Here is a 12,508-nt window from a genome sequence, read left to right as displayed (position 1 = left end):
AACCCTGGCGCCTTGCACCTGGCGGGCGCCAAACCGGTCCCGTCAGCTGCGGATATGCTGTGTCTGCTGATAAACTGCAGTAGAGCGGGCGCCGGAACGGCAGTAGCCGAGCATCGGGCGCTGGAACTCGTCGAGTGCATCGACCATGCGGGTCACCGCATCGGCGGTCACGCCCATCGGACCCACAGGAATATGCGTGATTTCCAGGCCCAGCTCGGCGGCGCGCGCGGCGATCGCATCGAACGTCGGCTGATCAGGGGTCTCGAAATCCGGGCGGTGGCAGACGATGGACTTGAACCCGAGCGCCTTGATCTCGTCGAGGTCCTCGACCGTGATCTGGCCGGAGACCGAGTATTCATCGTTGATCTGGCGAATGTCCATGATGATGCTTCCTCTGACGGTGTTGCCTTGATTTAGGCCTCGCGTCAGGCGGCGTCAATCGCCGCTGCATGTTTCCTCAATCGAAGCCGATTTACGGACAAAAACATGCAGCAATTCAAGGTGCTACGGCGACCTTTGTGCGTCTGAAAGGACGCACGGCGCTGTAGTGCGGGGAGAAGAAGGGTTTCCGCTCACAGCCCGCTCTGGCAATTGCGATCGGTCAGGACACTGCGAAGCCGAGCGCATAGCCGTGCGACTGGCCGGGCTCGATGGCGCCGAGTTCGCCCGATGCGGCCAGTTCCCCCCGCTTTGCCAGGCGATGCGACGCCGGCTCGATGCTGATGACATTGGCGCCGCCGCGCTGGCAGCGCCACATCTGCAGGAATGGCAGCGTGTCCACGCGAAACCGAACGGCAAGCCGCCGCCCGCCAAGCCCCGGCAACGGCGCGAGCAAAACCTCCGACCAGCCTTCCTCGCCAACCGCCGGAATACAGAAATGGGCGCTCTCGCCCTCGCCGAACTGCCAGCCGAGCGATCCGCCTTCGATCGAAGGACTGACAATATGCGTTTCGGGGCCGAGCAGCCGGCCACCGATATTCATGTGGTACATCATCATCGGCGCGAAGGCCGATTGGCCGATGTTCGTTACGCGGTCCTCAAGCATCACGCTTTGCCCGTTTTCGCTAACGTACCACCGACGCTCGACGGCCGCCTTGCCGCCACAGGCGAGATCCACCTCGGTCAGGGCCTCGCAACGAGTGTCGTCGGCGGACATCTTCGCCCGGGTGACGGTCGTGCCTGCAAGCGAACCGTGCAGAGGGTAGCGCCTCCCTTCATCGCAGCCTTCGACGGGTTCGGGATGGCGGATGTGATCGGGACCGCAGGTAAAGAGAAAGCCGGCGAGCGCATGGTCGATCCGCGGGTCACCATCGGACGGAATGGCCGAACCTGGAGAAAGGTCCGTGCCATCGACCACGAAGGCGGCAATGTCGAGCGCCGACAAGCGGTCGAACAGGAGGTGGCCAGGGACGCCGTCACGTGTGCTGGTCAAGGTCGCTTCCATAGGTTGCTCCGGCTGGCACACGCGAATCGCGCAGGTGCAAACGCATGATAAAGCAAAGCAAAACGCCCCGAACATGATAATTTCCGACTGAACAATCGGGGTTCGCGAGCGTTAGTGGCATAGACGGCGGGGGAATGCAGGGTGAGGATCGCTTTCAGTCCCTGACCCACCCATTCTCCGCGGTTGAAACAGACGCCATACCGATCTACTACGGTTAACCGATCGGTCATGATGAATTTTAACCAACCGTTCACGATGGATTCACTTTTTTCACATTAACGTCCAAATCGGCATGTACCGCCCGGATCAATCATCATGAAAACAGGTTCTATCGTGACGACTGCGACCCGCACCGGCCTCTCGCTTCTCGCCGTAGCCGGCCTTTTGGCCGTGGAGCTTACACCTGCCGCCGCGCAGGAAGGCTATTACCGCGGCGGCGGCGATGTCATCCTGGTTACCCCCAACGGCGAAATTCTCGACTACATGCCGGGACAGGACGAGGTCCGCGCGATGCGGGACCACCGCGGCCGCACCGTTCTCGTCGATCCATGGGGCAATGTTGTCGCGACAGTGATGCCGTCGGACGGCTACGGCAGAGCCCGCCGCCGGCAAAGCGACGTCGACGTCTATTCGAACGACGGCTATGCTGACTACGGCGACCGCGGCTACGGCTATTCCGAGCCCGGCGAGTTTACGGGCACGGTCCCGGACTACCGCGAACGGGCCCCGGTCGAGCGCGAGGAGTTGCGGGACAACCTGCCGGGCTTGATGGATGGCAGCGAGCAGGCGGCCTACGATCCCCAATATGACGACCCGCTTAGGCAGCCGATGCCGCCGGCGATGTCGGTGAAGGGCAAATCGCGTGCGGAAATCACGGCACTGCAGGTGTTTCTCGACCGCGAGGGCTTCTCCCCGGGTGTGATCGACGGCAAGATGGGCTCGAACGTTACCAAGGCCATCGAAGCCTGGCAGCAGGCGACCGGCGAGACGCTCGATCCGAACAACACCGAAGACATTCTCGAACGCTTGCGTTTCAACGGCGGGCTGCCGATCACCACCTACACGATCACGGCTGCCGACGCGGCCGGGCCCTTCGTCGCCGCGATTCCCGAGGACTACGCCCACAAGGCGATGCTCCCGCATCTTTCCTTCACGTCCACGGTCGAGATGCTCGGCGAGAAATTCCACATGGACGAGAACTACCTGCGCGAACTCAATCCTGGCGTCGATTTTTCCATTCCGGGTACGATCATCAAAGTCATCAATCCAGGTCCGAACAAGGCGGGCAAGGTCGCGCGGATCGTGGCCGACAAGGGTCGCAAGCAGGTGCTCGCCTACGATGCGACCGATAAGCTCATTGCCGCTTATCCTTCTACGATCGGCTCGTCGGACACGCCCTCCCCGTCCGGCATCGTGTCGGTCGAGCGGATCGCCTTCGATCCGGGCTACACCTACAATCCGAGGATCAACTTCCAGCAGGGCGCGAACGACAAGATTCTGACGCTGCAGCCCGGTCCGAACGGTCCCGTCGGCACCGTCTGGATCGCACTGTCGAAGCCGACTTACGGTATTCACGGCACGCCGGATCCGTCGAAGATTGGCAAGACCCAGAGCCACGGCTGCATCCGCCTGACCAACTGGGATGCCACTGAACTCGGCAAGATGGTGAGCAAGGGCGTGACGGTCGAGTTCGTCGATTGATCATGTAGCGCGCCCGGCGAAGGGGACGTTCTCTTTCTCCGGTGAGCCCACCCGGAACCGGCTCTCCAAAAGTGCGTGCGCAGGCGATTTCCTGCTCGCATTTGCGGCGGCCACCCGGCATTGCACGTCTTCATGACCTCATGAAACATTGTCATGAAAAACTCTGCGGCAATGGTTCTATCACTGACGAAGAGTTTTCCATCACGATCAATCGGCGCAGGATAAAGATGGGCGTTTCCGCCTTCCTTGTCCCGCTTCGAAGACAAAGGAATGTCCGCAATGGCAACGGAGCGTGCTCTCCCCAACCTCTGGCATGCGACGGCACCGGCCGCGCCTGAAACCGGTCCGCTCGCAGGCGAGCTCGCCACCGACGTAGCCATCATCGGCGGCGGTTTTACCGGCCTCTCCGCCGCGCTGCACCTTGCGGAAAAGGGCGTGAAGGCAACCGTGGTCGAAGCGCGGATGATCGGTTTCGGCGGCTCCGGGCGCAATGTCGGTCTCGTCAATGCCGGCATGTGGGTAAAACCGGACGATCTCGTGGCAACCCTCGGCGCCGACGCAGGAAACCGCTTGTTGAAGGAGCTCGGCGACGGTCCGTCGCTTGTTTACGATCTCGTTGCGAAACACGGTATGCAGTGCGAAGCGGTGCGCAATGGCACGCTCCACATGGCTGTCGGCGCCGATGGCCTTAAGGACATCCAGGATCGCGAGGCGCAGTGGAAGAAGCGCGGCGCACCGGTCGAAGTGCTCTCGGCCGACAAGGCGCACGCGTTGTCAGGCGCCGAGGGTTTTGCCGGTGCGTTGCTCGACCGTCGCGCCGGAACAATCCAGCCACTCGCCTACGCAAGAGGGCTGGCGCACGCCGCCCTCGCCGCCGGCGTCAGGATATTTACCGACACACCTCTCCTTGCCGCCGAGCGCCAGGGCGATCTATGGAAGCTGAAGGCCGGCCGGGGCAGAATTACCACCCGCCATGTCATTCTGGCGACCAACGCCTATGGTGGCCTCGTTCCCGACGCGCCGTGGAAGGCGCATACCCAGGAACTGACGATCCTCCCCTATTTCCAGTTCGCGACCAATCCGCTTCCCGGAAAGGTGGCATCGCGAATCCTGCCGGAGCGTCAGGGCGCTTGGGATACCGGACTCGTGATGACCTCGTTCCGCATGGACCAGCAGAACCGTATGATCTTCGGTTCGATCGGCCGCCTCGACGCCATGGCCGAGGGCACACATCGCGCCTTCGCGGCCCGCTCGCTGCGCAAGCTCTTTCCCTATATCGGCGATTTTCACTTCGAGTACTGGTGGGACGGCAACATCGGCATGACGACCAACAACCTGCCCGCCATGCACGTGCTCGCGCCGAATGTCGTTTCGGTGAGCGGCTACAATGGCCGCGGCATTGCGCCCGGAACCGTCTTCGGCCGTGCGCTCGCCCAACACGTCATGGGCGACGCCTCGGCAATCCCGCTTTCAGAAACACCGATCACGCCGGATCCGTGGCGGACCGTGAAGTCCGCGTTCTATCAAGCCGGCGCGCAGGCAAAGCACTTCGTCGATCGGCGTTTTTAGTCATTCCTCCCGGCGTCTCACCGAGCGGCGATCTCTGCGCTCCCGTCACCCCTGTACTCGCCAGAGGGACCCGGCCGCGGCGCGTCCGCGCGTGGCGTGACAGCCATTCGGTGCAGGTACAACAAAAAGTTCAATCGGAACTGACGAACGTCAATTCCGGTCCGCAGAAAGATGATGATCGAGTTGGCCCGGACGCGACTATGCGGCGCGCAGTTGCGCCCAGGACGGCACCCGCGAAGCCCAGGAGCGCTGCGGGCGAGCAGGCAAAAGCGCCTGGACCTCTTGGGCAAGCGCAAGTGCATTCTCGCGCGCCTTGTCGAGATTGCTGACACGGCCCGCGTCCATCGTCTGCAGCGTTCCGCCGCATTCGAAAATCTCGCGATAGGCGGCGCGTTCGACGATTGGCGTTTCGAGCATTGCAACACCGCGCGACGCAAGGAGCGTCTTGATCGTCTGGAGCGCACGCGTCGTCACCAGCGAGTTGACGCGCGTGAGCACCACGGAATGCTTGATGCGAACCGTCGCCTTTTGTTCGATATGGCGGATCAGTTCCAGAATCTGCACGGCGCCCTGCGCGTCCATCGCGCACCCCTGGACCGGGATCAGCACCTGATCGGACAGGCCGAGTGCCAGCGCGACGATTGCATCCTTCGCGCCGGCGAGGTCGATCACGATGAAATCGACATCGTCTTTCAGTTCGCGGATATGACAGGGCAGCGAAGCCGGCGTGATGTGCGAAATCACTTCGAGATTGGCGACATGGCCGGAAACTTCCGACCAGCGCGTAATCCATCGCTGTGGATCCGCGTCGAGCACCACCACCCTGTTGCCCTGTCTCGCCAGTTCCGTCGACAGAATCAATGCCGCCGTCGTCTTGCCGGCGCCGCCTTTTGCGTTGGCAAATGTGATGACCGCCATCTTCCACCTCATTCCATCATTGTTTCGAGGCTCCGACCGATGCGTCAGCAGGCGGCGCCCTTAACAGAGCCTTTCAGAACATGGTTAACGAAATGGAAATTTTGGCGGGCAAAGATTAACCCGCACGCCCGGCTGTCAACGGCGACGGATTAAAAAGGCCCGGAAAACCAAGGTCTCCGGGCCTCAGAAAAATTAACACGATTCGGCTCAGATGCATTCTCTGAACAGTTTTTTCGCCGCTTCGACGGTCAGTTCGACCGGGTTGCCGCCAGCTGTCGGGTCGACGATCGCCATTTCCGCCATTTCATCGATACGATCGGTGCCGACGCCGAGCGCGGAAAGCTTGTCCGGCACGCCAAGTTCCTCGCGCAGCTTCAACACGTAGTCGTAGAAACCGTCGAAACCGCCGGCGATGCCGAGATAGCCCGCAGCCCGCGCGATCTTGTCCTCGATCGCGGAACGGTTGAAGCGCAGCACCGGCGGCATCACGACGGCATTGGTCATGCCGTGATGCGTGTTGTAGATCGCGCCGACCGGATGGGAGAGCGAATGGATTGCGCCGAGTCCCTTCTGGAATGCGACTGCACCCATCGCCGCGGCACTCATCATGTTCGCGCGCGCTTCGATATCCGCGCCGTCCTTGTAGGCGCGCGGCAGGTGTTCCTTGACGAGACGCATGCCTTCGAGCGCAATGCCCGCCGACATTGGATGATAGAAGGGCGAGGAATAGGCCTCCAGGCAATGGGCGAAGGCATCCATGCCCGTGCCGGCGGTGATAACCTTCGGCATGCCGACCGTCAGCTCTGGATCGCAGATCGTTACCCCCGGCAGGAACTTCGGGTGGAAGATCACCTTCTTCACGTGACTTGCCGAATTGGTGATGACGCTGGCACGCCCTACCTCCGAACCGGTGCCGGCGGTCGTAGGCACAGCCACGATCGGCGCAATGCCTTCGACGCTCGCGCGCGTCCACCAGTCGCCGATATCCTCAAAATCCCAGACCGGCCGCGTCTGGCCGACCATGAAGGCGACGCATTTGCCGAGATCAAGGCCGGAGCCACCGCCGAAGGCGACGACGCCGTCATGGCCGCCGTGCCTGAACGCCTTCACGCCGGCTTCCAGGTTCTTGTCGTTCGGGTTCGGATCGACATCGGCGAAGATGGCGCGGCCAAGGCCGCCCGCTTCCAGGATATCGAGAGCGTTCTGCGTGATCGCCATCGGCGCAAGGCCACGGTCGGTTACGAGCAGCGGCCTTTTCATGCCGAGCGCCTTGCAATGGTCGGCAAGCTCCTTGATCCGGCCGGCGCCGAACTTGACGGCGGTCGGGTAGCTCCAGTTGGCGGTGATCGTCATGCGGTTACTTTCTTCAGATGATAGGATTTCGGACGGGTGAGATTGTGGAAACCGAGGATCGAAAGCGAACCGCCGCGGCCCGTTTCCTTGACCCCCGTCCAGCAGAGCGCCGGATCGAGATAATCCGCGCGGTTCATGAAGACGGTACCGGTTTCAAGGTCGCGGCCGATGCGGGAGGCGCGCTCGGCGTCCTTTGTCCAGAGCGAAACGGTCAGGCCATACTGGCAATCGTTCATCAGCTCGATCGCTTCCGCGTCGCTTTTCACCTTCATGATGCCGACCGCCGGCCCGAAGGTTTCCTCGCGCATGAATTCCATCGAATGATCGACATCGACGAGGATCTGCGGCGCGAGATAGGCGCCGCCGTCGTCCTGCGGGAAAAGTTTGGGATCGATCAGCGCCTTGGCGCCCTTCGAAACGGCATCGGCGATCTGGTGGCGCACGGTTGCGGCAAAGCGCTTGTTGGCCATGGGCCCCAGCGTCGTCTCCGGGTCGAGCGGATTGCCGAGCTTGTAGTTGGAAACCCAGGCCACCGATTTCTCGACAAATGCGTCGTAGAGCGATTCATTTACATAGATGCGCTCGATGCCGCAGCAGCACTGGCCGGAATTGTAGGTTGCGCCGTCCATCAGCGTGTCAACAGCGGCATCAAGGTCCGCATCTTCCATCACATAGCCCGGATCCTTGCCGCCGAGTTCGAGGCCAAGGCCGGTGAAGGTACCGGCTGCTGCACGTTCAATCGAGCGCCCGCCTTCGACCGAGCCGGTGAAGTTGATGAAGTCGAAGCTCTTGGCCGCAATCAGCGCCGCCGTCGTGTCATGATCGAGGAAAAGGTTCTGGAACACGTCCGCCGGCACGCCCGCCTCGATGAACGCGCGCACCATGCGCTCGCCGACAAGGATCGTCTGGCTCGCATGCTTGATGATGACCGTGTTGCCGGCCATCAGCGCCGGGGCGACCGTGTTGATCGCGGTCATGTAAGGGTAGTTCCACGGCGCGATGACGAAGACGACGCCATGCGGTTCGCGCTCGATGCGCCGCTCGAAGCGATCGCTCTCTTCGACAATGATCGGCTTCAGCGCGTCGGCGGCGATGGCAGCGACATAGTTCGACCGCTCGTTGAAACCCTTGAACTCGCCTCCATAGCGCACCGGCCGGCCCATCTGCCAAGCAAGCTCGGGCACGACCTCGTCGACCATCTCGTTCAGCCGCGCGACGCCCGCGAGCACGAGCTTGACGCGTTCCTCGACCGGGCGCTTCGCCCAGCTTTTCTGCGCCAGACGCGCATGGGCCACGGCCTGTCTGGCGAGTTCCAGCGGCATTGCGGGGCGCTCGGCGTAGACCTCGCCGTTCACCGGGGAAATGCATTTGATCATCGTCATGATCGTCATCCTGCTTTTGCTTTCAATTGAATTTACCTTCCCCCATTTCCCCCTCCCAACACCTCGCCACAAGCGGGAAGGGGCTTGCGGGCGGCATCACCTCGTCCAACCCAATGTCTCCACATTTGGCGACGGCTCAGGCGAGCAAGAGGCGGCCGCCGCGGGGAAGCCCCTCCCCTTGTGGGGAGGGGGGAGCGGAATTCTTACGCCCTTTCGAAACCGCGCGCGACCTCCCAGTCGGTCACGCGCCGGTCATATTCCTCCTGCTCCCAGCGTGCCGCGCGCGTATAGTGGTCGATGACGTCATCGCCGAAGGCGGCGCGCAACATCTCAGAGCCGGTCAGTGCCTCGGTCGCATCCCGCAGCGTGTGCGGGATCTCGCGTATGTCCTTGCCATGATAGGCATCGCCGACGAACGGCGCTTCGAGTTCCATCTTGCCTTCGATGCCGGATATGCCGGCGGCGATCAAGGCGGCAAAGGCTAGGTATGGGTTGAGGTCGGAGCCGCCGACGCGGCATTCGATGCGGATCGCCTTGGTGTCCTCGCCGCAGAGGCGATAGCCGGCGGTACGGTTGTCCTTGCTCCAGATCGCCTTGGTGGGCGCGAAGGTGCCGGCCATGAAGCGCTTGTAGGAGTTGATGTAAGGCGCAAGGAAATAGGTGATCTCGCTCGCATGGGTCAGAAGTCCGGCCACGTAGTGCCGCATCAGCTCGGACATGCCGTAACGCGCGTTCTTGTCGAAGAAGAGCGGCGTCTCGCCATCGGCACTCCAAAGCGACTGGTGGATATGCGAGGAGGAGCCGGCAGCCGAGTAATTCCACTTGGCAAGGAAGGTGATGGCCTTGCCGCGCTGCCAGGCGATTTCCTTGCAGCCGTTCTTGATGATCGCATGGCGGTCGGCCATGGTCAGCGCATCGGCATAGCGGACGTTGATTTCCTCCTGGCCGGCGGAGGCCTCGCCCTTGGAATTTTCGACCGGGATCCCGGCCCCCTGAAGGCCGTTGCGGATCGCCCGCATCACGTCCTCTTCCTTGGTCGTCTGGAAGATGTGGTAGTCCTCGTTGTAGCCGCTCGCGAGTTGCAGGTCGCGATAGCCGGACTGGCGCGCATCGTCGTAGGATTGGTCGAAGAGGAAGAACTCCAGCTCGCTCGCCATGAAGGCCTTGAGGCCCATCGCCTCGAGACGCGCGATCTGCTTCTTGAGGATCGCCCGGGGCGAATGTGGCACCTCTTCGTGCGTGTGGTGGTCGAGCACGTCGCAGAGCACCAGCGCCGTGCCTTCGAGCCACGGAATGCGCCCGAGCGTCGCAAGATCCGGCTTCATCGTATAGTCGCCGTAGCCCTTCTCCCAGCTCGTCGCCTTGTAGCCGGAGACCGTCTCCATCTCGATGTCGGTCGCAAGCAGATAGTTGCAGCTATGCGTTTCCTTCCACGCGCTTTCGACGAAATATTCCGCGTGGAAGCGCTTGCCCATCAGGCGGCCCTGCATGTCCACCTGGCAGACGAGCACCGTGTCGATGCGGCCGGCGGCTACATCCTCTTTCAGTTCATCGAACGAATAGCTCATGAAAGTATCATCCCATGTTTCGGTACGGCCGTTCCCGTCGCCGCAAAAAGTGGGGCGGAAACCGCAGTCGCGGCCCCGCCCTCTTGTTGTTTGATCAGGCTTCCCCGACGGCTTTTTCGGCCGCGGCGATTTCGGCCTGGCGGCGCGCAACTTCGTCGCCGATCGGCGGCCCACGGAACCGGCGGCTCTCGAAACCGAACCAGACGATGCCGGTCACGATCAGGAAGCCGACGGTGATGTAGAGCGCCCAATCGTTCGGCGGCTGAATGCCGAGCACGAAGATCAGCACCATCGCGATGATCGACAGGATGGCGAAGAGCTTGAATGTGCCCTCGCCGAGATCCCACGGACCCATCTTGTCCCACTTCGACGTCCCCCAGGCGAAAAAGCCGAGCGTGATCGGGATTGCGAAGGAGAAGAAAAGGAAGATGACCGTGCACGAGACGACGATGGTGTAGACCGGCGTATCGCCGATCGAGACGAGCGACGAGCCCCAGACGAAGAGCACGGCAAGGATCGACCCGGTCCAGATCGCCGCAACGGGCGTACGATAGGTCGGGCTGACCTTGGCGAGCGCCTTCGAGGCCGGCAAACCGCCGTCGCGCGAGAAGGCGAAGATCATGCGCGAGACCGAAGTCACCGTCGCCAGGCCGCACAGCCACTGGCTGACGAAAATGGCGAGATAGAGAATATCCTTGATGACCGGGTTCACCTGCGTGTCCATCGCCCAGAAGAACACGTTCCAACCCTGCTTCGCGGCTTCGTCCATGTTCGGGATCATCAACACGAAGGCGCACAGCATGATGTAGCCGAATAGCGCCGACCACAGCACAGACGAGACCATGCCGCGTGGCACGGAATGCGCCGCCTTGACCGTTTCCTCCGACGTATGCGCCGAGGCGTCGTAGCCGGTGATCGTGTAGATCGGCAACAGGAGGCCGAGCAGGAAGACCCAGGTCCCGGACGTCTGCGGCCAGACGCTACCGCCGGCTTCCCCAGAATAGTTCGAGAAGGTGAAGAGCCTGCCGATCTCGTAGGTATCGGCGACCGCAAGGCAAACGACGGCCAGCAGAATCGATGTGGCGAAGATCAGGTAACCGGAAAAGTCTGTAAGCTTCGCCGTCAGCCCGATACCCATATGGTTTACCAGTGCCTGCGCGCCGGTGATGATCGCCAGGAAGACGATGCGGGTGGTCGTGGTGTCTTCCAATCCGAAATACGGCGCGCCGAAGGAGCCCATGAAGAAGTAATAGGTGCCAACGTTGATCGCGCCGAGGACGGTCACCAGCCCGAGGAGATTGAACCAGGCCGTCAGCCAGCCGGTGAAGCGGTTGCCGAGGATCGAGCCCCAGTGATAGAGGCCGCCGGCAGTCGGATAGGCGGAGCCGATCTGCGCCATGGCGACAGCGAAGACGAGCGAGATAAAGCATCCGAGCGGCCAGCCGATGCCGATCGCCGCGCCACCCGCACCGGATGTCGCCTGCGCCAGCGAGTTGATACCGCCTGAAAGAATGCAAATGATCGAGAATGACACGGCGAAGTTCGAGAACTGGCTCATGCGCCGCTCGAGCTCCTGGGCGTAGCCCATCGAATGCAGGACCTGCATGTCCTGCTTCTTATCGACATCGGTATAGTCTGACATCTTCTTCCCCTGTTTCTCCATGACCTCGCGCGCCATTGCAGGAGGCCCCATCACACCCGTTCCCATCGGAACGGAACCGCGGCTATGCCGCTCCCCAGGGTCTTCTTATCGTGCCGGAAGGGCGGCCGCGCTCTTTGCGAGCAGCCCCTCCAGATAATCAGCCATGACCCTCTGGCTAATCTCGTCGCGAATGAGATCGTTTCTGATCTCAATCATCACGTTCGGCAGTCCGTTTCGCACGCCGTACTCCACCAGACTGTGCGTAACGCCGTCCGCCGGCCCGTAGGGCTCATTCCGGCGGATATCGTAGGCGACCTCTCCGTCCGTAGCGATCTTAAGCATGCGGTCGGCAAGCCGGCTGTCGGCATCGTGCAGGATGCCGATTTCGACGGTGCGCGGGTTGCCGAAATAGACGGGCGTGAAACTGTGCATGGTGACAAGGATGAGACGCCGCCCGGCAGCCCTGCGCTCGGACACGAACCGCGCCACGGCATCACGAAACGGCAGGTAGATCTCCTCCACCCTCGCCCGCCTTTCTGCGGCCGACATCGCCCTGTTGCCCGGCACCTCGTAAATTTCGCTGACGGCCGGCATCGCCGCATCGGACTCGGGCGGCCGATTGCAGTCATAGGCAAGGCGCGAAAAGCGTTGATGGATGAGCGTGCCATCGAACCTCTCGGCAAGATGCCTGGCGACCGCCAGCGCGCCGGGGTCCCAGGCGATGTGGCTCTCGAGTGCATCTTTTGAAAGGCCGAGCGTCCCTAGGCGCTCCGGCAGGCGGCGCGACGCGTGCTCGCAGACGAAGAGGAACTCTCCCCTCCCGTCGGCATTGTCGATGGCGACCGGATCGCCCTCTGCCTGCGTCAAAAGTCCCGTCAAAACCGGCACCCCCAAATTGCCTCGTCAGACGATCTTAATGAAAAGAATTCTT

At 62.1% G+C, this 12,508-nt stretch carries 10 protein-coding genes; 2 read left to right on the top strand and 8 right to left on the bottom strand.

All coding sequences use genetic code 11. The annotated features are described in order from the left end of the window. Positions 1-42: 42 nt before the first annotated feature. Positions 43-381, bottom strand: coding sequence for a protein tyrosine phosphatase family protein (locus tag PZN02_RS12385; RefSeq protein WP_180938446.1), 339 nt, complete (start codon positions 379-381; stop codon positions 43-45). A 220-nt stretch (positions 382-601) separates the two neighbouring features. Continuing rightward, the gene (locus PZN02_RS12380) at positions 602-1,444 is read right to left on the bottom strand and encodes a DUF4432 family protein (protein ID WP_425336240.1); all 843 of its coding nucleotides are present in this window, start codon (positions 1,442-1,444) and stop codon (positions 602-604) included. A 315-nt stretch (positions 1,445-1,759) separates the two neighbouring features. On the opposite strand from PZN02_RS12380, the gene PZN02_RS12375 reads away from it, so the two are divergent. Both PZN02_RS12375 and PZN02_RS12370 read left to right on the top strand, forming a co-directional pair. Continuing rightward, positions 1,760-3,145 (top strand): L,D-transpeptidase family protein, encoded by a 1,386-nt coding sequence (locus PZN02_RS12375; protein ID WP_280658284.1) that lies wholly within the window; start codon positions 1,760-1,762, stop codon positions 3,143-3,145. Positions 3,146-3,424: 279 nt separating this feature from the next. Further along, positions 3,425-4,714 carry an NAD(P)/FAD-dependent oxidoreductase gene (locus tag PZN02_RS12370; protein WP_280658283.1) on the top strand — a complete coding sequence of 430 codons (1,290 nt, stop codon included), beginning with the start codon at positions 3,425-3,427 and terminating at the stop codon, positions 4,712-4,714. Between the two features lie 198 nt (positions 4,715-4,912). Here the strand turns inward: PZN02_RS12370 and PZN02_RS12365 are convergent, their stop codons facing one another. The 6 genes from PZN02_RS12365 to PZN02_RS12340 all read right to left on the bottom strand — a co-directional run bounded on the left by PZN02_RS12365 (position 4,913) and on the right by PZN02_RS12340 (position 12,456). Further along, complete coding sequence (locus tag PZN02_RS12365; protein WP_280658282.1) at positions 4,913-5,632, bottom strand: ParA family protein; 720 nt, start codon at positions 5,630-5,632, stop codon at positions 4,913-4,915. Between the two features lie 207 nt (positions 5,633-5,839). After that, on the bottom strand, positions 5,840-6,985 hold the full coding sequence (locus tag PZN02_RS12360; RefSeq protein WP_280658281.1) for an iron-containing alcohol dehydrogenase: 1,146 nt from the start codon (positions 6,983-6,985) through the stop codon (positions 5,840-5,842). After that, positions 6,982-8,367, bottom strand: coding sequence for an aldehyde dehydrogenase family protein (locus PZN02_RS12355; protein WP_280658280.1), 1,386 nt, complete (start codon positions 8,365-8,367; stop codon positions 6,982-6,984). Before PZN02_RS12355 ends, PZN02_RS12360 begins: the two co-directional genes overlap by 4 nt. A 203-nt stretch (positions 8,368-8,570) precedes the next feature. Next, the gene (locus PZN02_RS12350) at positions 8,571-9,935 is read right to left on the bottom strand and encodes a glutamine synthetase family protein (protein WP_280658279.1); all 1,365 of its coding nucleotides are present in this window, start codon (positions 9,933-9,935) and stop codon (positions 8,571-8,573) included. A gap of 94 nt (positions 9,936-10,029) precedes the next feature. Beyond that, positions 10,030-11,577: an amino acid permease gene (locus tag PZN02_RS12345; protein ID WP_280658278.1), complete on the bottom strand. Its 1,548-nt coding sequence runs from the start codon at positions 11,575-11,577 to the stop codon at positions 10,030-10,032. Positions 11,578-11,682: 105 nt separating this feature from the next. Beyond that, entirely contained in the window at positions 11,683-12,456 is a 774-nt protein-coding gene (locus PZN02_RS12340) for an N-formylglutamate amidohydrolase (protein WP_280658277.1), read from the bottom strand. Positions 12,457-12,508 lie beyond the last annotated feature (52 nt).

The organism is Sinorhizobium garamanticum, from assembly GCF_029892065.1.
Lineage (GTDB): Bacteria > Pseudomonadota > Alphaproteobacteria > Rhizobiales > Rhizobiaceae > Sinorhizobium > Sinorhizobium garamanticum.
This window is presented reverse-complemented; position numbering and strand designations above follow the sequence as displayed.

Excerpts from the sequence above, each read along its gene's own strand:
- PZN02_RS12360 (WP_280658281.1), bottom strand. The coding sequence starts at position 6,985 with ATGACGATCACCGCCAACTGGAGCTACCCGACCGCCGTCAAGTTCGGC.
- PZN02_RS12345 (WP_280658278.1), bottom strand. The coding sequence starts at position 11,577 with ATGTCAGACTATACCGATGTCGATAAGAAGCAGGACATGCAGGTCCTG.
- PZN02_RS12350 (WP_280658279.1), bottom strand. The coding sequence starts at position 9,935 with ATGAGCTATTCGTTCGATGAACTGAAAGAGGATGTAGCCGCCGGCCGC.
- PZN02_RS12385 (WP_180938446.1), bottom strand. The coding sequence starts at position 381 with ATGGACATTCGCCAGATCAACGATGAATACTCGGTCTCCGGCCAGATC.
- PZN02_RS12380 (WP_425336240.1), bottom strand. The coding sequence starts at position 1,444 with ATGGAAGCGACCTTGACCAGCACACGTGACGGCGTCCCTGGCCACCTC.
- PZN02_RS12365 (WP_280658282.1), bottom strand. The coding sequence starts at position 5,632 with ATGGCGGTCATCACATTTGCCAACGCAAAAGGCGGCGCCGGCAAGACG.
- PZN02_RS12375 (WP_280658284.1), top strand. The coding sequence starts at position 1,760 with ATGAAAACAGGTTCTATCGTGACGACTGCGACCCGCACCGGCCTCTCG.
- PZN02_RS12370 (WP_280658283.1), top strand. The coding sequence starts at position 3,425 with ATGGCAACGGAGCGTGCTCTCCCCAACCTCTGGCATGCGACGGCACCG.
- PZN02_RS12355 (WP_280658280.1), bottom strand. The coding sequence starts at position 8,367 with ATGACGATGATCAAATGCATTTCCCCGGTGAACGGCGAGGTCTACGCC.